At 70.6% G+C, this 18,829-nt stretch carries 15 protein-coding genes; 8 read left to right on the top strand and 7 right to left on the bottom strand.

Going from position 1 to position 18,829, the window contains the following annotated elements; all coding sequences use genetic code 11:
* Entirely contained in the window at window positions 1-1,515 is a 1,515-nt protein-coding gene (locus G510_RS15720; RefSeq protein WP_036322217.1) for a glycoside hydrolase family 43 protein, read from the bottom strand.
* A gap of 75 nt (window positions 1,516-1,590) precedes the next feature.
* Here G510_RS15720 and G510_RS0106620 point away from each other — a divergent pair, with 75 nt between their 5' ends.
* The 6 genes from G510_RS0106620 (at window position 1,591) to G510_RS0106595 (ending at window position 8,302) form a co-directional block, all read left to right on the top strand.
* Window positions 1,591-2,646, top strand: coding sequence for a M24 family metallopeptidase (locus G510_RS0106620; RefSeq protein ID WP_084644241.1), 1,056 nt, complete (start codon window positions 1,591-1,593; stop codon window positions 2,644-2,646).
* 19 nt (window positions 2,647-2,665) lie between these two features.
* Window positions 2,666-4,009 (top strand): Gfo/Idh/MocA family protein, encoded by a 1,344-nt coding sequence (locus G510_RS15715; RefSeq protein ID WP_036322215.1) that lies wholly within the window; start codon window positions 2,666-2,668, stop codon window positions 4,007-4,009.
* Window positions 4,006-4,908: an NAD-dependent epimerase/dehydratase family protein gene (locus G510_RS15710; RefSeq protein WP_051216505.1), complete on the top strand. Its 903-nt coding sequence runs from the start codon at window positions 4,006-4,008 to the stop codon at window positions 4,906-4,908. The genes G510_RS15715 and G510_RS15710 overlap by 4 nt, the downstream gene beginning before the upstream one ends.
* Window positions 4,905-5,963, top strand: coding sequence for a mandelate racemase/muconate lactonizing enzyme family protein (locus G510_RS0106605; RefSeq protein WP_029152994.1), 1,059 nt, complete (start codon window positions 4,905-4,907; stop codon window positions 5,961-5,963). Before G510_RS15710 ends, G510_RS0106605 begins: the two co-directional genes overlap by 4 nt.
* Window positions 5,964-5,985: 22 nt before the next feature.
* Entirely contained in the window at window positions 5,986-6,954 is a 969-nt protein-coding gene (locus G510_RS0106600; RefSeq protein WP_245563245.1) for a serine hydrolase domain-containing protein, read from the top strand.
* Between the two features lie 115 nt (window positions 6,955-7,069).
* Entirely contained in the window at window positions 7,070-8,302 is a 1,233-nt protein-coding gene (locus tag G510_RS0106595; RefSeq protein WP_029152992.1) for an acyl-CoA dehydrogenase family protein, read from the top strand.
* 25 nt (window positions 8,303-8,327) lie between these two features.
* On the opposite strand, the gene G510_RS0106590 is transcribed toward G510_RS0106595, so the two are convergent.
* From G510_RS0106590 to G510_RS0106570, 5 genes are read right to left on the bottom strand one after another with little or no spacing between them, the layout of a single operon-like run.
* On the bottom strand, window positions 8,328-9,470 hold the full coding sequence (locus tag G510_RS0106590; protein WP_029152991.1) for an ROK family transcriptional regulator: 1,143 nt from the start codon (window positions 9,468-9,470) through the stop codon (window positions 8,328-8,330).
* A 38-nt stretch (window positions 9,471-9,508) separates the two neighbouring features.
* Window positions 9,509-11,764, bottom strand: a complete 2,256-nt coding sequence (locus tag G510_RS15705) for a beta-xylosidase/alpha-l-arabinosidase (protein WP_483819024.1) — start codon at window positions 11,762-11,764, stop codon at window positions 9,509-9,511.
* A 5-nt stretch (window positions 11,765-11,769) separates the two neighbouring features.
* Window positions 11,770-12,648: a carbohydrate ABC transporter permease gene (locus G510_RS0106580; RefSeq protein ID WP_029152990.1), complete on the bottom strand. Its 879-nt coding sequence runs from the start codon at window positions 12,646-12,648 to the stop codon at window positions 11,770-11,772.
* Entirely contained in the window at window positions 12,645-13,571 is a 927-nt protein-coding gene (locus G510_RS15700) for a carbohydrate ABC transporter permease (protein ID WP_051216504.1), read from the bottom strand. Before G510_RS15700 ends, G510_RS0106580 begins: the two co-directional genes overlap by 4 nt.
* Window positions 13,572-13,582: 11 nt before the next feature.
* The gene (locus tag G510_RS0106570; RefSeq protein ID WP_029152989.1) at window positions 13,583-14,869 is read right to left on the bottom strand and encodes an ABC transporter substrate-binding protein; all 1,287 of its coding nucleotides are present in this window, start codon (window positions 14,867-14,869) and stop codon (window positions 13,583-13,585) included.
* 159 nt (window positions 14,870-15,028) lie between these two features.
* On the opposite strand from G510_RS0106570, the gene G510_RS0106565 reads away from it, so the two are divergent.
* Window positions 15,029-16,051, top strand: coding sequence for a LacI family DNA-binding transcriptional regulator (locus tag G510_RS0106565; protein ID WP_029152988.1), 1,023 nt, complete (start codon window positions 15,029-15,031; stop codon window positions 16,049-16,051).
* Between the two features lie 19 nt (window positions 16,052-16,070).
* Here G510_RS0106565 and G510_RS0106560 read toward each other — a convergent pair whose 3' ends face one another.
* Entirely contained in the window at window positions 16,071-17,474 is a 1,404-nt protein-coding gene (locus G510_RS0106560; RefSeq protein ID WP_029152987.1) for a GH1 family beta-glucosidase, read from the bottom strand.
* Window positions 17,475-17,628: 154 nt separating this feature from the next.
* Here G510_RS0106560 and xylA point away from each other — a divergent pair, with 154 nt between their 5' ends.
* Window positions 17,629-18,822: a xylose isomerase gene (gene xylA / locus G510_RS0106555; protein ID WP_029152986.1), complete on the top strand. Its 1,194-nt coding sequence runs from the start codon at window positions 17,629-17,631 to the stop codon at window positions 18,820-18,822.
* Window positions 18,823-18,829 lie beyond the last annotated feature (7 nt).

The following is an 18,829-nucleotide window of genomic DNA, read 5'->3' as shown; positions in this document are numbered from 1 at the left end:
TCAATCCTCTGCCAGGTCGAGACGGAAATCGTGAAAACGCGCCACGGCCTCCGCGCCGCCGAAGCCATGCCCGGCGAACAGCGCGATCTCCGCGCCGATCCACCGCCCCTTCGAGGCGGTCGCGTGCGGATCCACGCGGATCTCCCGACCGTCGATCGTGACGCTCGCCGACAGAGTCGCGTCCGCGGCGCAGCCGAGCGAGATCTCGACGTCGCCTCGGGCCGGCGCCCGCAGCACGACGCGCTCCGCGAGGTCGTCGTCCGAGCGCACCGCGACGATCGCCTCGTCGCCGTTCTCGCCCCGCGCGATGCCCGCCCACACGTAGTCGCGGCCGAGGATCGCCAGCCCGGCGCGCGATCCGGGCGGGCCGTCGAGCCCGATCCGCACGCGCGACCGCGACGCCATCCCGGGCAGCGGCTGCCCGATGACGCTCGGCAGCGCGCGCACGTCTCCCGCGTCGGCGGCGGATCGGATCCGCAGCGCGCCCGCGCCCGGAACGATCGCGTCGGCGCGCGGGTTCGCCTGCCAGGTCCACGTCGCGCCCGGAACCCCGTCCGCGAAGTCGTCCGAACGGGCGATCGTGCGACTTGTCTGCCGCGTGCCGTGCGGCGTCGGATAAGTGAGCACCGGCTCGGACGGGCCGCCGTCGACGGCCTGGCCCATGACCGGCCAGCCGTCGTCGCCCCACGCCATCGGCTGCAGGTGCGTCACGCGGCCGAACGGGCCGCGATCCTGGAAGTGGAGGAACCAGTCGCGCCCATCGGGCGAGGTCACCCAGGCACCCTGGTGCGGCCCGTTGACCGGCGTGGATCCCTGCGCGAGCACGTTCCGCGACGCGTATGGGCCGTACACATCGCGCGAGCGGAACACCGCCTGCCAGCCCGTGGCGACCCCGCCGGCGGGCGCGAAGATGTAGTACCAGCCGTCGCGCTTGTAGAGCTTCGGCCCCTCGATCGTGTCCCAGCCGTCGATGTCGGCGCCGTCGATCACGTCGCGGGCGGGCCCCGTGGTGCCGCGCAGCGCGGCATCGACGGGAGCGAGCGTCAGCACGTTCTTCCGCCCCGCGCGCGATCTCGCCCAGCCGAACACGAGGTAGGCACTGCCGTCGTCATCCCACAGCGGGCAGGGGTCGATGAGCCCGAGCCCGGCGAGCAGGAGGTGCGGCGCGGTCCAGGGCCCGGCCGGATCGGTCGCGGTGACGACGAAGATGCCCTGGTCGGGGTCGGGATAGACGATGTAGAACGTGCCGTCGTGGTGCCGGATCGACGGCGCCCACACGCCGCCGCCGTGGCGGGGCAGGCCGAACCAGTCGCCCGGTTCGTTCGCCGCGAGCGCGTTGCCCGCGCGCTCCCAGTTGATCAGGTCGGTCGAGACGTACACCGGCAGTCCCGGCGCCCTGTTGAAGCTCGACGCGATCATGACATAGCGGTCATCGACGCGCACGGCGTCGGGATCCGGAAAATCGGCGTCGATGATCGGATTGCGGTACCGGGGCTCGGCATCGAGGTGAGGCATGGCATTAAGATTACATGAGAAACCGGTTTCTGCTACTGTGGATTCCACCCGCCCTCCACTGTTCACGAGGCCCAGATGTCCCTTTTCGTCGGCGCGACCACCGATCGCGAGCAGAAGCTCGCCCGCGTTCGGCAGGTGCTCGTCAACAACGACGCGCGCGCCGTTCACCTCACCTCGAATGCCGCGCTGTCCTGGCTGCTCGACGGCGCGCGCACCGCGGTGCCCCTGGGCGGCGCGCCGGTGCTCTCCGCGACCGTCACGCGCGACGGCGAGGTCACCGTGACCGCCCTCGCGAACGAGGTCGAGCGGCTCGCCGCCGAGGAGATCGCGGACGTCGCGTGGCGCACGATCCCGTGGCATGCCTCGCTCGCCGAGCACGCCGACGATGTCGCGTCCGAATCGGCCGTCGACGCCGAGCTGCGCGCCGCGCGCGCGGAGCTGCTGCCGGTCGAGGTCGACCGCTACCGCGCACTCGGATCCGACACGGCGCGCGCGGTGTCTGAGGTGCTGCGGGCGGCGGATCCGTCGTGGACCGAGCGCGCGCTCGCGGCCCGGCTCGCCCGTGCCGCGTACGAGATCGGCGCGGAGCCGGCGGTCGTGCTCGCCGCGGGCGAGTCGCGCGGGTTCGTGCAGCACCCGATCCCGACCGATGCGCCGCTCGGGAACCGCGCGATGGCCGTGCTGACCACCGTGCGCCACGGACTCCACGCGAGCATGTCGCGCTGGGTCGAGTTCGGGCCCGGCAGCGGTTTCGCCAGCACCGAGGAGCGGTTGCGCGAGGTCGAGGCCGACGTGTTCGACGCCACGCGGCCGGGTGCCGAGCTCGCCGACGTCTTCGCCGAGATCCCGCGGGCCTACGCCCGGCACGGGTTCGGCGATGAGGCCTGGACGATGCACCACCAGGGCGGCCCGACCGGCTACGCGGGCCGCGACCCCAAGGCGTCCCCCGGAATCCCCGGCCGCGTCGCCGAATCGCAGGCGTTCGCCTGGAACCCGTGGGTGCCCGGTGCGAAGCTCGAAGACACTGTGCTCGCCTGCTCGGGCGGCATCGAGGTGCTCACGCACGACCCGGCATGGCCGTCGACCACCGTTCGGGGGCTTCCTCGCCCCCTCCCCCTCGCACGCTACTGACCCCGTCATAGGAGAGAACATGACCCGCCGCTACGCCCTCATCGGCACCGGATCCCGCGCCCAGATGTACCTCGGGGCGCTCGCCACCACGCACGCCGACGTCGGCACGCTCGTCGCGTGGTCGGATCCGAACTCCGGACGCCTCGATTGGTCGGCCGAGCAGAACCCGAGCCTCGGCGACCCGCGACGGTTCGACCCGGCCGACCTCGGCGACATCGTGCGGGAGGAGAAGATCGACTCGGTCATCGTCACGACCCCCGACTTCCTGCACGCCGAGTACGTCGCTGCCGCGCTCGACGCCGGCGCCGACGCGATCGTGGAGAAGCCGCTCACGACGAGCGAGGAGGGCATCCGGCAGATCGCGGAGGCCGCCGAGCGCACGGGCCGGAAGGTGACGATCACCTTCAACTATCGCTACTCGCCCCGCAACGCCGAGCTCAAGCGCGTGATCGCATCGGGCGAGATCGGCGACGTCACGAGCGTGCACTTCGAGTGGGTGCTCGACACGGCCCACGGCGCCGACTACTTCCGCCGCTGGCACCGCGAGAAGAAGAACTCCGGCGGGCTGCTGATCCACAAGTCGAGCCACCACTTCGACCTCGTGAACTGGTGGATCGATCAGGTCCCCGCGCGCGTGTTCGCCTCGGGCGGGCTGCGCTTCTACGGCGCTGAGAACGCCGCTCGCCGCGGCCTCGGCGAACGCCCCGCACGCGGATCCGTCGATGCCGCCGCGGGCGATCCGTTCGCGCTCGACATGCGAACCGATGAGAAGCTGCGCGGGCTCTACCTCGACCAGGAGCGCCACGACGGCTACCTGCGCGACAAGGACGTCTTCGACGAGGGCATCACGATCGAGGACAACCTCGCGCTCATCGTCGACTACGACCGGGGCGCAACCATGAGCTACTCGCTCAACGCGCACTCGCCGTGGGAGGGCTACACGGTCGCGGTCAACGGCACGAAGGGCCGCGCCGAGCTGACGGTCGTCGAGCGCGGCATCGTCGCGACCGACGAGTCCGGCGGCACCGTCGTCGATCCGAGCGCCCGGCCCGACCTCGTGATCGCCGACCGGGCCCGTCCCGAGAGCGAGAGCCTTGTCGTCCAGACTCACTTCTCGGCCGCGCGCGAGGTGCCGATCCCCGTCGCCGAGGGCGGACACGGCGGCGGCGACGCGATGCTGCTGAACGACCTCTTCCGCGGCGCGGGCGAGGATCCGCTCGGCTTCACCGCCGACTGGACCGACGGCGTGCGCAGCGTCGTCGTGGGCGTGGCCGGCAACGCCTCGCTCGTGTCGGGGCAGCCGGTCACGGTCGCAGACCTCGACCTCGGGCCGGCCTCGAGCGCCATCCGGGACGCGCGATGAGCCGCGTCGTCGTCACGGGCGGGGCGGGCAGGCTCGGCCGCAGCGTGGTCGCGGTGCTCGCGGCGGCCGGCCACGAGGTGACGTCGTTCGATCAGGGGCACGTGGACGGCCTCCCGGCGACCCAGGTGTCGGTGGACCTGATCGACCCACAGGCGACCGCCGACGCGTTCGCCGCGGTGCGCCCGGATTCCGTCGTGCACCTCGCGGCCATCGCCGTGCCGGGCGCACTGCCCGACCCCGAGATGTTCCGCGTGAACACGCAGCTCGTCTGGTCGGTCCTCGAGGCCGCCCTCGCGGCGGGCGCCGAGAAGCTGCTGCTCGCCTCGAGTCCCACCGTGATGGGATACGGGTCTCCCGGCGGGTGGGAGCCCAAGTACCTGCCGCTCGATGAGGAGCACCCGACCGCGCCCTGGAACGGGTACGGCACGTCGAAGGTCGCGATGGAGCAGATCGTGCAGATGGCGGTGCGCCAGCACGGATCGCGCATGCGGTTCGGCACGTTCCGCCCGTGCTTCGTGATCTCGCCCGAGGAATGGCTGGGCGGTCCGACCCAGCAGGGGCACACGCTCGAAGAGCGCCTCGCGGATCCGTCACTCGCGGCCGTGTCGCTGTTCAATTACATCGACGCGCGGGACGCGGGCGAGTTCGTCGACGCGTGGCTCGCCCGCGCGAACGACGTGCCCAACGGATCCACGTTCTTCGTCAGCGCGCCCGATGCGCTGTATGACGGCGAGACGGCCGATGGGATCCGCGAGCACGTGCCTGCCGCGGCTCGCGCCGCCGAACGCCTCACGGGAACGCAGGCCGCGTTCTCCTCCGCGCGGGCAGAGGCGCTCCTCGGGTGGCGGGCGAGCCGCCTCTGGCGCGACTGCCTCGTGCGCGCGGGCGAGTCATCGTGACGACGATCGCCGCGGTCGAGACCCGCCTGATCGAGATTCCGCTCACCCGGCCGTGGGGGCCGGATGTCACCGAGATCAGCGTGATCGAGGTCGTCGTCACGGCGTCGGACGGCGAGGCGGGGTACGGGTTCTCGTGGACGCCGACGATCGGCGCTCACGCGGTCCGGGCGCTCATCGCTCACGACATCTCCGATTTCGCGATCGGCCGCGAGGCGGATCCGTCGATCTGGCGCGCGGCGTGGGAGCACCTCCACGAGGCGGGCGGCGGGGGCATCACGACCATCGCGCTCGCGGGGCTCGACCTGGCGCTGTGGGACCTCGCGGCGCGGCGCGCCTCCTCGAGCGTGACGGACCTCATCGGGCGCCGGCACGAGAGCCTTCCTGCGTACGGCAGCGGCGTGAACCTGCACTACTCGCTCGAGGAGCTCGTCGCCCAGGCCGAGCGCTGGGTCGCCGCAGGCTTCCCCGCCGCGAAGATGAAGGTCGGCAGCCCCGACATCGCCCGAGACGTCGACCGGGTCGCGGCCGTGCGCGAGGTGCTCGGCCCCGACCGCGCGCTCATGATCGACGCGAACCAGCGCTGGTCGCTCGAGAAGGCGACCGCCGCGATGGCGCGCCTGGCCGAGTTCTCGCCCGCGTGGATCGAGGAGCCGCTGCGCGCCGACGACATCGCGGGCCACGCCGAGCTGCGCCGGATCATCGACGTGCCGATCGCGCTGGGCGAGAACCGCCACACGATCCACCAGTTCCGCGACGCGATCGATCTGGGCGCCGTCGACGTCATCCAGCCGAACATCATCCGCGTGGGCGGGATCACCCCGTTCCGGGAGATCGCGGATCTCGCCGCCGAACGCGGCGTCGACCTCGCCCCGCACCTGCTGCCCGAGCTGTCGGCGCAGCTGTCGTACACGCTCCCGGGGAGGACCTGGGTCGAGGACGTCGAGGACGCGGGCTTCGGATCCCTCGGCGCGCTGGTCGAGCCGACCGGCCTGACGATCACCGGCGGCGAGGCGACGGGCGGACCGTCGCTCGGCCTCGGAATCCGGTTCCGCTGACCCCGTATTCTGAGGAACGATGATGACTTACTCCGCCGCGTTCGACTGGGCCGAACGCCACGTCGCCGACGGCCGCCTGCCCCACGCGGTGCTCGGCGTCGCGACTGCCGACGGGATCCAGGCGCTCGAGGCGTTCGGGCCCGTCGAGGCGGACGCGACCTACCCCCTGTTCTCGATCACGAAGACCCTCACCGGCATCACGGCGACGCGCGCGATCGAGCGCGGCCTGCTGACGCCGAACACGCCGCTGACCGACGCCGTGCCCGGCTTCGGCCGCGATCGCGACGACGTCGTGCGATTGTGGCACCTCGGCAGCCACTCGTCGGGCATCTCCGAGCCCCCGCTCGACACCTCGGTGCCGCAGCGCACCGAGCTGACGGCGCGCGGGCGCGACTTCTCCGCCGGATCCGCGTCGAGGTACTCGACGATCGCCTACGAGGGCATCGCGGCGCTCATCGAGCACGCGACGGGCGAGACGTGGGACGCGGGCATCGAAACGTGGGCGTCCACGATCGGCGCGACCGGCCTCACGCTCGATCCGGCCGCGTACGTTCCCGTCGACGGCGTCGAGCGATCCGACCTCGACTGGGATCGCTTCGTCGCGGCGCGGCCCGCGGGCGCCGGAATGTTCGCGCGCGCCGAGGACCTCCTCCGGCTCGGATCCGACCTGCTCATGACCCACCGCGACGATGCCCCGGGCGTCCTCACGCCCGCGGGGCTGGCATTCATGCGGCGACCGGTCACGGCGGGGATGCCCCGGATGAATCCGTACCCGCTCGAACGCGGGCAGGACTGGGGCTTCACGTTCAATCTGCGCAGCCGGGCACCGGGGCTCATCGCGACCGACGGCTTCGGGCACGGCGGCTGGGCCGGCACGGAGTTCTGGGTGCACCCGGATCACGACGTCGCCTGGGTGCTCCTCACGGCACGCGCCGGGATCACCGGCGTCGACGCCGACCAGCTCGACAACGCGGTGGTTGCAGGGCTCTGAGAGCGAATGAGACGGCGTGTTACGCCGGGTTCCGGTCCGTGACGGCCGGGGCGCGCGGATGCCGTCGCCGGTGCTTGACTCGGTCTCACTCGCACTCGACTGAGAGGGATCCCTGATGAGCACGATCGTCGCAACCCCCAACCGACTCGCCGACCTGCGCGAGCGATTCCGCCCGTACTTCGAGAAGATCGCGGCCGGCGCCGTCGAACGGGACCGGACGGGGGCGCTGCCGTACGACGAGGTCGCCGACCTCGCGAAGGCGGGATTCGGCGCTATCCGCGTCCCCGAGTCGCACGGCGGATCGGGAGCGACGCTGCCCGAGCTGTTCGAGCTGATCGTCGACCTCGCGGCCGCCGACTCGAACATCGCGCAGGCTCTGCGCGCGCACTTCGCGTTCGTCGAGGACCGGCTCGTCGCCGAGCCCGGCCCGGGACGCGACGCCTGGCTCGAGCGGTTCGCCCGCGGCGAGCTCGTCGGCAATTCGTGGACCGAGATCGGCGCCGTCACCGTGGGCGAGGTGATCACGAAGGTCACCCCCGACGGCGAGGGCGGCTTCCGCATCAACGGCACCAAGTACTACTCGACCGGATCGATCTTCGCCGACTGGCTCGACACCTACGCCGAGCGCACCGACACAGGCAAGCGCGTGATCGCGGCGGTGCGCCGCCACCAGGACGGCGTCGCGCTCGCCGACGACTGGGACGGCTTCGGGCAGCGCACGACGGGCACCGGAACCTCCACGTTCACCGACGCGGTCGTCGAGGAGGAGAACCTCATCGACTTCGACACGCGCTTCAAGTACCAGACGGCGTTCTACCAGCAGGTGCTGCTTGCGGTGCTCGCCGGATCGGTGCGCGGCGCTGAGCTCGACTTCGGGCGCGAGGTCAAGAACCGCACCCGCACCTTCAGCCACGCGGCGGCGAACGTCGCGTCGGAGGATCCGCAGCTGCTGCAGGTGATCGGCGAGGTCTCCTCGGCCGCGTTCGTGGCGGCCGGCGCCGTGGGCCGCGTATCGGATGCCCTGCAGGCGGCGCACGAATCGGCGCTCGCGCTCCGGGACGGCACCATCACGGAGGAGGAGGACGAGGCCGCGAACGACCGCGCGGAGCTCGCCTCAGCCCAAGCGCAGGTCGCGCTGACGCCCCTCGCGGTCGACGCCATCAGCCACGCGTTCGACGCCCTCGCCGCATCGGGCACGAGCGTGAAGAAGAGCCTCGACCGGCACTGGCGCAACGCGCGCACGGCCGGCAATCACAACCCGCGCGTGTTCAAGGCGCGCCTCATCGGAGACCTCGTCGTCAACGGCGCAGACCTGCCGCGCGTCTGGGCGATCGGCGCCTCGAAGTAGCTTCGCGACGACCGACCGGACCCGCTTAGCCGATCGGATCCGCCATCAGCTGCTCGAACACGAGCTCGGCGGCTCCGGTCAGCAGGCGGTCGGCGCCGAGCGCCGCGGCGGCCACGGTCATGCCCTCCGCCGGCGCCTCGAGCATCTGGGCGCGCACGGCGTCGTCGAACCCGGTCGGATCCGCACCGCGGAGGGCCGCGAGGAAGCCGCCGAGCACGACGGTCGAGGGGTCGAGGGCGTTGGCGGCGTTGGCGAGGGTCGCGGCGAGGATCCGGCGCTGCCGGGCGACCTCGTCCGCCGTCGCGCTCCGGAGCGCGGCGGCGAGCGCCTCATCGTCCCGCACGCCGAGCGCGTCGAAGAGCCGGGCCCGGTTCACCTCGTCCTCGAGCACGCCGCCGGGCACGCGGCGGTCGGCCTCGTCATCGAGGCTCGGACGGTTCTGGCCCCATTCGCCCGCGTACCCGCCGGCGCCCGCGAGGCTGCGCCCGCCGAGGATCACGCCGCCGCCGATGCCGCTGGGCCCGCCGTTGAGGTAGATCACGTCGTCGTGGTTCTGCGCCGCGCCGAACAGCCACTCGGCGACCGCGCCGAGGGAGGCGTCGTTGCCGACCGCCGCCGAGAGCCCTGTGCGCTCCGAGATCAGCGAGGCGATGTCGACGTCGCGCCAGCCGAGGTGCGGGGCGTTACGAACGATGCCGTCCGAGGCGCGAACGAGGCCGGGAACGGCAACGCCGACGCCGAGCAGCCGTGCGTCGCGGAGCTCGCCCGAGCGCCACTCGTCGACGACCGCGGCCACACGGGCCGCTACTTCCTCGGGTGCGAGCACCAGATCGGTCTCCTGGCGCGTGCGGGCGCGCACCACCCCGCCGAACCCCACCGCGCCGATCTCGAGCGCGTCCACCTCGGGGTTCACCGCGACGGCGAGGATTCCTTCGGTTGCTACGACCGTCGGTGACGGGCGACCGACGCGCCGGGTGGGGTCGGGATTCTCCTCCGACACGAGCCCGTTCTCGGCGAGCGTCGTCACCAGGCCGCCGATCGTGGAGCGGTTCAGGCCCGTCTCCTGCGTCAGCGCGGCGCGCGACAGCGGCCCCCGATGGTGCACGAGCCGCAGAATCTCGCCGAGATTCGCCCGGCGCACGCCCTCGACGTTCGCTCCGCTGCCCATGTCGTCCCCTTACGTTGTGGGTGACAGCTTATCGGGCGTTACTCCACCTGCACGCCGACGATGCGCCGATCGGACGAGGTCACCTCGCGCCCCGGCAGCTCGATGCTCACCCGCTCGGTGACCTCCGTCGCGGCGTCGGAGCCCGCCCATACCTCGACCTCGCCCGCCTCGACGATGCGCCGCATGCGGCGGTCGCTGAACGCGAAGCGGGTGATCGGCACATCGAACGTCACGGTGCGACTCTCCCCCGGCGCGAGGCCGACGCGCGCGTAGCCCAGCAGCTGCGCCACGGGGCGGGTGATGGACGCCGCCACATCGTGCCCGTACAGCTGCACGGTCTCGGTCGCCGCCGTTCCCCCCGTGTTCGTGACCGTCAGCGCGGCCGAGAACGCGTCGCCCTCGACGGCGCCGCAGGAGAACTCCGAGTACGCGAACGACGTGTACGTCAGGCCGAAGCCGAACGGACGCACCGGCGTCGGGTCGGTCGACGTCACGCCGGAGGGCCCGCCGAGAATCGGACGCAGGTATCCGTACGGCTGGGCGCCCGCCGAGCGCGGCAGGCTGAGGGGCAGCCGGCCCGACGGGGCGATGGACCCCGAGAGGATTCGGGCGATCGCGGTGCCGCCCTCCTCCCCCGGGAAGAATGCCTGCAGCACGGCTGCGGGCCGAGCCTGACCGTCGATCGCCCAGTCGATCGCGTAGGGGCGGCCGGTCAGCAGCACCATCACGACGGGGGTGCCCGTGGCCACCAGCGCTTCGACGAGCTCGCGCTGCACGCCGGGCAGGTCGAGAGATTCCACGTCGTTGCCTTCGCCGACCGTGCCCCGGCCGAACAGCCCGGCCTGGTCGCCGACGACGACCACGGCGACGTCGGACGCGGCCGCGAGCGCCCGTGCGTTCGCGAACCCGGAGCGGTCGTCGCCCTCGACCTCGCACCCGTAGGCGAAGGTCACGTCGTGCACGGCGGCGAGCGCCTCGCGCACGGTCGGAATCTCGATGCCGACGGGCGTGTCCGGGTAGTCGGCCAGCACGTGGTTCTGGAAGGAATAGCACCCCTGCAGCGCCGCCGTGCGGTCGGCGTTCGGCCCGATCACGGCGACGCGCGATGACGCGGCGATGGGCAGAGCGCCGTCGTTCGACAGCAGCACCACCGACTCCTCCGCGAGGCGTCGGGCGACGTCGCGGTGCCGCGGCGTGTCCAGGTCGATCTCGGCCGGAGCCTCGTCCGCGAACGCGTCGGGCTCGAGCAGGCCGAACTCCTCCTTCTGCGCGAGCAGGCGCGTGACCGCGCGGTCGAGGAGGTCCTCGGAGATGAGGCCGGCGCGCACCCGCTCCACGAGGGGGTCGAGGAACGCATCGCCCGAGGGCAGCTCCACGTCGATGCCCGCCTCGAGCGCGAGGGCGGCGGCCTCGCCGCGGTCGCGGGCGACCCCGTGCATGATCTCGAGGAACGCCACCGAGAAGTAGTCGGAGACCACGACGCCGTCGAAGCCGAGCTGATCGCGCAGCATGCCCGTGAGCAGCTCGGGCGAGGCGGCCACCGGCACGCCGTCGATCTCGGTGTAGCTGTTCATCGCGCTCTTCGCGCCGCCGTCGCGGATCGCCATCTCGAAGGGCGGCACGAACACATCCGCGATCTCGCGCGGCCCCGCATGCACGGGCGCATGGTTGCGCCCGGCCTGCGCGGCCGAGTAGCCGAGGAAGTGCTTCAGCGTCGCGTGCACGCCCGTCGATTGCAGGCCCTTCACGAACGCCGTGCCGATCGTCGCGACGACGTACGGGTCCTCGGCGATACACTCGTCGACGCGCCCCCACCGCGGATCCCGCACCACGTCGAGCACCGGGGCGAGCCCCTGGTGCACGCCGAGCGCGCGCATCGATTCGCCGATGAGCGCCGCCATCTCGGCCACGAGATCCGGATCGAAGGAGGCGCCCCACGCGAGCGGCGTCGGGAACATCGCGGCCTTCCACGCGGCGAGCCCCGTGAGGCACTCCTCGTGGACGAGCGCGGGGATCCCGAGCCTGGTCTCGTTAACGAGACGGCGCTGCTCGGCGACGAGCCACGCGGCGCGGGCCGAGGGTTCGACCGGGCGGGTGCCGTACACGCGGGTGTAGTGCCCGATGCCGTGGTGGGTGATGTCGGCGAGGACCCGGTCGTCGCCGGTGGCGAGCTCGTCGGCCATCGGGGCGACGACGCTGCCGTTCTGATCGAGCCAGTAGCCCACGAGCTGCGCGGCCTTCTCCTCGAGCGTCATCGAGGCCACGAGGCCCAGAACGCGATCGGATGTCGTCACGACACTCATCCCTTCACGGCGCCCGTGAGGCCGCCGACGATGCGCTTCTCGAACAGACTGAAGAAGATCAGCGCGGGGATCATCGACAGCGAGGTATATGCGAGCACCCGCGCGGTGTCCACCGAGTACTGAGAGGCGAAGTTCTGCACCCCGAGCGGCAGGGTGAACAGCGCGGTGTCGTTCAGGATGAACAGCGGCAGGATGTAGCCGTTCCACGTGGTGACGAAGCACAGGATCCCGACGGTGATCACGCCCGGCAGGCTGAGCGGGATCACCATGCGCCAGAAGAACCCGAGCCTGCTCGCGCCGTCGATCGAGGCGGCCTCCTCGAGCTCCTTCGGGATGGCCCGGAGGAACGGCACGAGGATGATGATCGTCGTGGGCAGCGCGAACGCGATCTGCGGGAGGATGATCCCGGCGAGCGAGTTCACGAGGCCCAGGTTGCGCACGAGCAGGTACAGCGGCGTGATCGCGACCGTGATGGGGAACATGAGCCCCGCCGCGAACAGCGAGTACATCGCGCCCCGGCCGACGAAGTCGTAGCGGGCGATCACGTAGCTCGCCATGACGCCGAGCGCGACGGTGCCGAGCGTCGTGAATCCCGCCGAGATCGTCGAGTTGCCCATGGCGACCCAGAATTCGCTGCTCCCGAGCACGGAGGTGTAGTTCGACACCACCCACGGCGACGGAAAGCCGGACGGATCCGTCGTGATCTGCGCGTTCGTGCGGAACCCGCCGATGATGACGTACAGAACGGGGCCGATGCACACGGCGACGAGGATCGTCGCGAACAGATAGACCCAGGGACTCGCCCCCTTCACGCGGCCGCGGCGCGGCCCGCCCTTCGGCGCGATCGCACGAATGGCGACGGACGTCGAGGTCATGATGATTTCCTTCCGCTCGGCCCCGTGACTGCGCCGGCGGTGTCGCGCCGGAGCGCGAAGCGCTGGTACACGAGGGCGATGACGAGCGAGATGAGGAACAGAAGCACGGCGACGGCGTTGCCGAACCCGTAGTTCCCCGCGAGATGGCCGTTCTGGTACATGTAGGTCGCCATGGTCGATGTTCCGGCGGTGGCGGCCACGTACTGGCCCCAGATGATGTTGACGAGGTCGAACAGCTGCAGCGATCCGATGATCGACAGGAACGCCCAGATGCGGATCGTCGGGCCGAGCAGCGGCAGCGTGATGCGCCACTGCGTCTGCCAGAAGGACGCGCCGTCGATCGACGCCGCCTCGTACAGCTCCTCCGGGATCGACTGCAGTCCCGCCAGCATGAGGATCACGGCGAAGCCGATGTACTTCCAGCTGATGATGAACATGAGGGTGCCCATCGCCACCGACGGATCAGCGATCCACGATTGGACGAGCGACTCGAGGCCGAGCTTCTCCAGCATCGAGTTGAGCGCACCCGTATCGCGGAGCATGAGCGACCAGCCGGTGCCGACCACGACCTCGCTGATCACGTACGGCACGAAGATGAGCACCCGGATGAGGCTGCGTCCGCGCATGCGCTGATTCATCAGGAGCGCGAACAGGATCGCGAGCGGCCCCTGCAGGATCAGCGAAGCGACCACGATGAAGAGGTTGTGCCCCACCGCCTCGCGGAAGGTGGTGTCCTTCAGGATCAGCAGGTAGTTCTCGAAGCCGACGAAATCGTCGGGGAATCCGAACCCCTTCCACTTGAAGAATCCGTAGAAGGCCGCCATCAGCACGGGGAGGATCACGAATGTGACGAAGACCAGGATCCCTGGCCCTGCCAGCAGCGCGATCTCCCCGCGCACGCGCCAGTCGGTGCGACGTGCCATGCCGATGGTCCTCAGCCGCGCGCGGCGGCGTCAGTGACCGTGTCGATGATCGACTGCGGTGTGCCGTCACCGGCGAGCAGCTCGACGACCGCGGTGTTGAGCGCGTTGCCGACGTTCTGACCGAGCAGCGTGTCGAGGTAGAGCACGACGTACGCGGCGTCGTTGTACGCCTCCATGATCGGCAGCAGCGACGGATCCGTGACCGCCTCCTGCGCCTCGGCCGACGCCGGGATCGAGTTGAACGCCACCGCGTACTTCTCCTGCCACTCCTTCTGGATGATGAAGTTCAGGAAGTCCTCGCACGCGGGCGGCGAGTCGGCGGAGCAGGCGAAGCCGTCCATGCCGCCCATCATCGCGGTGGGGTCGCCCTCGCCCTCGGCGGTCGCGGGCAGCGGGAACCAGCCGAGGTCGGCGAGGGGCTGGGCGTCGGGGGTGAGCGAGGCGATGACGCCGACGTTCCATCCGCCCATCAGCTCCATGGCGGCCTGGTGGTTCGCGACGAGGCCGGCCGAGGATCCGGCGCCCTCTTGTGCGTCTGTCGTGAGGAAGCCCTTGTTGAACGGCTCGGTCGCGGCGAACTCCTCGAGCTGCTCCGCGGCCGACAGCCAGCACCCGTCCGAGAAGTCCATCGTGACGGCGATGTTCTCGAGGGTCTCCTGTGAGCAGGCGCGCATCGCGAACGAGTAGTACCAGTGTGCGGCGGGCCAGGCGGCCTTCGCGCCGAGCGCGATCGGGTCGGTGCCCGAGTCCTTGAGCTTCTGCACCGCGGTGTCGAGCTCCTCGAAGGTCGTGGGCGCCGCGTCGATTCCGGCGGCCTCGAACAGGTCCTCGCTGTAGAAGATGCCCTCAGGGAGCACCGATGCGGGCACAGCGTAGACGGATCCGTCGATCGTGAAGGCGCTGAAGGCCGCGTCTCCGATCGCGGTGTGCGTGTCGTCGCTGATAAGGTCGGTGAGGTCCTTCACGACGCCAGCATCGACCATCGCGGCGGTCTTGCCGCCACCGCGGGCGAGGAAGACATCAGGCATGTCGCCCGAGTTGGCAGCCGTCTGCAGCTTGCCGTCGAGATCCTCGTTCTGCAGCGACGTGATGTCCACTGCGACGCCGGTCTCCTCCTCGAACGCGGCGCCGACCTCGTCCCAGTAGGCCTTGCCGTCGCCCGTGGTCGAGTTGTGCCACATGGTGAGGGCGTCGTCGTCGCTTCCGGATCCGCCGGACCCGCCGGAGCAGCCGGCGAGTCCCAGTGTTCCGACCGCTGCGACCGCGATCGCCGCGGCCCAAGTCTTTCGCGCGTTCATGGCAGTTCTCCTCATTGAGTGCGTTGCGCTGACGGCGCCGATCACCGTCGTGCATGCCGACTTTGGCAGGAATGTGACAGGATGTCAATCGTTATCGATAACGTTTTACACGATGTCGTGGCGGGGCCCCCGCGACGACCGGGCTAGCGTAGGGAAATCATGAGCACCATCGGCGCCGCGCCGCGCGGGCGAACTACGATCACCGACGTTGCGCGCGCCGCGGGCGTCTCCGTCGCCACCGTGTCGAAGGTGATCAACGGTCGCGATGGGGTCGCCGCCGCGACGCAGGAGCGCGTGATGAGGATCGTCACCGACCTCGGGTACGCGAGCTCTCTGGTGGCGACGTCGATGCGCCGCAGCCGCACGCACGTGATCGGGGTGCTCGTGGCCGAGTTCGAGCCGTTCGCGCTGCAGCTGCTGCACGGCGTCTCCGAGGCGCTGAGCGGCTCGGAGTACGACGTTCTCGCGTACGCGGGCGCGGTCTCCCAGGGATCCCATCACGGCTGGGAGGCGCGGTCGCTGTCGCGGCTCGGCGGCACGCTGATCGACGGCGCCGTCGTCGTGACCCCGACCGTCGAGCCGCCCGAGTCGGGCATGCCGATCGTCTCGATCGACCCGCACGCGGGCCCGGCGGGGCTGGCCGTCGTGGACACCGACAACTTCGGCGGAGGGCGCGAGGCGACATCTCACCTCATCGGCCTCGGACACACCCGCATCGGCTACCTGCGCGGCCGCGACGACCTCGAGTCGGCCCGCCTGCGCGAGGAGGGATACCGCGAGGCCCTGAAAACGGCGGGGATCGAGTTCGATCCGTCGCTCGTGGTGACCGGCGAGTTCCAGCAGGCGGAGGCCGCAGCAGGCGCGACCGCGCTCCTCGACCTTGAGGATCCGCCCACCGCGATCTTCGCCTCGAACGACGTCTCGGCGATCGAGGTGATCCGCGTCGCGAACGAGCGCGGCCTGCGGGTGCCCGCGGATCTTTCGGTGATCGGGTTCGACGACATCCCCGCCGCGGCCGCCGCGAGCCCGGCCCTGACGACCGTGCGCCAGCCGCTCATCGACATGGGCCGCGCCGCGGTGGATCTGCTCGTGCGCCTCATCGAGAGCACGAGCGGACCCGAGCACGTGCGGATGCCGTCGCAGCTGATCGTTCGCGACTCGACGGCCGCGCCGCGCGCCTGATGCGCGCCGCACGGATCCGTCAGCCGTTCTTGCGCGCGATCGCCTCGGACACCCACCGGGCGCTGTCCTTGACCGTGCGCTCCCCCGTCTCGTAGTTCACGCGCACGATGCCGAAGCGCTTCGAGTATCCGTAGCCCCACTCGAAGTTGTCGAGCAGCGACCACACGAGGTAGCCGCGCAGGTCGACGCCCTGATCCATCGCGCGCTTCGCCGCAGCGAAGTGCCGCGCGAGGTAGTCGGTGCGCTGCTCGTCGTGCACGCGCAGCCCCGTCTCGGTCTCGGTGACGACGTCCGGGAAGGCGGCGCCGTTCTCCGTGATCATGAGCGGCTGGTCGGGGAACTGAGCACTGAGCGACAGCAGGAGCTCCTCGAGCCCGTCGGGAGCGATGTTCCAGCCCATGTCGGTGTAGGGGCCGTCCTGCGGCAGGAATTCGATGTCGTCGAGGCCGGGCCACGGGGATCCGCCGACGTTCTTGTGCCCGTCGTTCATCACCTTCTCGCTCGTGCCGTCCCAGGTGCGCACGGTGACGGTCGAGTAGTAGTTGACGCCGAGCACGTCGATGTCCTGCTTCGTCTGTTCGAGGTCGCCGTCCTTCACGAACGACCAATCGGTGACGCTGCTCGTCGCTTCCATCAGATCGTCGTCGTAGCGGCCGCGCAGCATCGGCCCCGTGAAGGCCCGGTTCGCGAGCGCGTCGACGAGCACGCCGGCCTCTTTCTCGCCGCGCGGAACGTGGAAGTTCAGGGTGACCGACACCTCGGGGTCGTTCGTCGCCTCGCGCCGGATCTCCGGCACCGCGAGCCCGTGGGCGAGGTTCAGGTGGTGCACCGCGGCGAGCGCATCGGCGCCGTTCGTGCGGCCGGGCGCGTGCGCACCGGATCCGTAGCCGAGGTACGCCGCGCACCAGGGCTCGTTGAGCGTCGACCAGGTGTCGACGCGGTCGCCGAGGTGCTCGACCGTGCGCGCCGCGTACTCCGCGAAGCGGTAGGCGGTGTCGCGGTTCGGCCAGCCGCCCGCATCCTCGAGCTCCTGCGGCAGGTCCCAGTGATAGAGCGTGGCGATCGGGCGGATCCCCCGCGCGCGCAGCCCGTCGACGAGGCGCGAGTAGAAGTCGATGCCCGCCGGGTTCACGACGCCGCCGGCGCCCGGCAGCACGCGCGACCAGGAGATCGAGAAGCGGTACGCCTCGAGGCCGAGGCGAGCCATCAGATCGAGGTCCTCCTCGAGCCGGTGGTAGTGATCGCACGCCACGTCGCCGGTGTCGTTGTTCCAGATGCGGCCCGGCGTGTGCGAGAACGTGTCCCAGATCGACGGGGTGCGGCCGTCCTCATGGGCGGCGCCCTCCACCTGGTACGACGCCGTCGCGGATCCGATGAGGAATCCGCGAGGGAAGTCGAGGGGGACGTTGCGGTAGTCGGTCATCGTGAGGCCTCCATTGGACTGGCGTGGGAACGCTCCCATCGTAGCGTGCCATCGAGTGGGCCGCGAGTCGCGCGTCGGCATTGCGCACCCCCGCAACCCCTGATACGTTTTCACTAACAACATTTCATCAGCGACGCTGAAAGGCAGGCAGACGATGCCCATCACCCCCACCAAGGCAGACCGGTTCTCCTTCGGACTCTGGACCATCGGCTACAACGGCACCGACCCGTTCGGCGGCCCGACCCGCCCCGACCTCGACGTCGTGCACGGCGTGGAGAAGCTCGCCGAGCTCGGCGCGTACGGCCTCACGTTCCACGACGACGACCTGTTCGCCTTCGGATCCACCGACGCCGAGCGTCAGAAGCAGATCGACCGCCTCAAGGGCGCCATGGCCGACACCGGCATCGTCGTGCCGATGGTCACCACCAACCTCTTCAGCGCGCCCGTCTTCAAGGACGGCGGCTTCACGTCGAACGATCGCCAGGTGCGCCGCTACGCGCTCCGCAAGGTGTTCCGCCAGCTCGACCTCGGCGCCGAGCTCGGCGCCAAGACGTTCGTGATGTGGGGCGGCCGCGAGGGCGCCGAGTACGACTCGGCCAAGGACATCCAGGCCGCGCTCGAGCGCTATCGCGAGTCGGTCAACCTGCTCGCCGACTACGTCACCGACAAGGGCTACGACATCCGCTTCGCGATCGAGCCGAAGCCCAACGAGCCCCGCGGCGACATCCTGCTGCCCACGCTCGGCCACGCGATCGCGTTCACCGACTCGCTCGAGCGCCCCGAGCTGTTCGGCGTGAACCCCGAGGTCGGCCACGAGCAGATGGCGGGCCTGAACTTCGCCGCCGGCATCGCCCAGGCGCTGTACCACGGCAAGCTCTTCCACATCGACCTCAACGGCCAGCGCGGCATCAAGTACGACCAGGATCTCGTGTTCGGCCACGGCGACCTGTACAACGCGTTCGCGCTCGTCGACCTCCTCGAGCACGGCTCGCCTGCGGGCGGCCCGGCGTACGAGGGCCCGCGCCACTTCGACTACAAGCCCAGCCGCACCGAGGACGAGCAGGGCATCTGGGATTCGGTCTCGGCGAACATGAGCAACTACCTGATGTTCAAGGAGCGCGCCGAGTCGTTCCGCGCCGACCCCGAGGTGCAGGAGGCGCTCGCTGCCGCGAAGGTGTCCGAGCTCAGCGAGCCGACGCTGATCCCCGGCGAGAGCTACGACGACTTCCTCGCCGACCGTTCGGCGTTCGAGGACTTCGACGCGAACGCGTACTTCGGCGGCAAGGGCTTCGGCTTCGTGCGGCTGCAGCAGCTCGCCACCGAGCACCTTCTCGGCGCGCGCCGCTAAGGGGTTC

This window comes from Microbacterium gubbeenense DSM 15944 (assembly GCF_000422745.1).
GTDB classification, from domain to species: domain Bacteria; phylum Actinomycetota; class Actinomycetes; order Actinomycetales; family Microbacteriaceae; genus Microbacterium; species Microbacterium gubbeenense.
Note: the sequence above shows the minus strand (reverse complement) of the source record. Positions and strands in the feature narration are given on the sequence as shown.

Excerpts from the sequence above, each read along its gene's own strand:
- G510_RS15720 (WP_036322217.1), bottom strand. The coding sequence starts at position 1,515 with ATGCCTCACCTCGATGCCGAGCCCCGGTACCGCAATCCGATCATCGAC.
- G510_RS0106620 (WP_084644241.1), top strand. The coding sequence starts at position 1,591 with ATGTCCCTTTTCGTCGGCGCGACCACCGATCGCGAGCAGAAGCTCGCC.
- G510_RS15715 (WP_036322215.1), top strand. The coding sequence starts at position 2,666 with ATGACCCGCCGCTACGCCCTCATCGGCACCGGATCCCGCGCCCAGATG.
- G510_RS15710 (WP_051216505.1), top strand. The coding sequence starts at position 4,006 with ATGAGCCGCGTCGTCGTCACGGGCGGGGCGGGCAGGCTCGGCCGCAGC.
- G510_RS0106600 (WP_245563245.1), top strand. The coding sequence starts at position 5,986 with ATGACTTACTCCGCCGCGTTCGACTGGGCCGAACGCCACGTCGCCGAC.
- G510_RS0106595 (WP_029152992.1), top strand. The coding sequence starts at position 7,070 with ATGAGCACGATCGTCGCAACCCCCAACCGACTCGCCGACCTGCGCGAG.
- G510_RS0106590 (WP_029152991.1), bottom strand. The coding sequence starts at position 9,470 with ATGGGCAGCGGAGCGAACGTCGAGGGCGTGCGCCGGGCGAATCTCGGC.
- G510_RS0106580 (WP_029152990.1), bottom strand. The coding sequence starts at position 12,648 with ATGACCTCGACGTCCGTCGCCATTCGTGCGATCGCGCCGAAGGGCGGG.
- G510_RS15700 (WP_051216504.1), bottom strand. The coding sequence starts at position 13,571 with ATGGCACGTCGCACCGACTGGCGCGTGCGCGGGGAGATCGCGCTGCTG.
- G510_RS0106570 (WP_029152989.1), bottom strand. The coding sequence starts at position 14,869 with ATGAACGCGCGAAAGACTTGGGCCGCGGCGATCGCGGTCGCAGCGGTC.
- G510_RS0106565 (WP_029152988.1), top strand. The coding sequence starts at position 15,029 with ATGAGCACCATCGGCGCCGCGCCGCGCGGGCGAACTACGATCACCGAC.
- G510_RS0106560 (WP_029152987.1), bottom strand. The coding sequence starts at position 17,474 with ATGACCGACTACCGCAACGTCCCCCTCGACTTCCCTCGCGGATTCCTC.
- xylA (WP_029152986.1), top strand. The coding sequence starts at position 17,629 with ATGCCCATCACCCCCACCAAGGCAGACCGGTTCTCCTTCGGACTCTGG.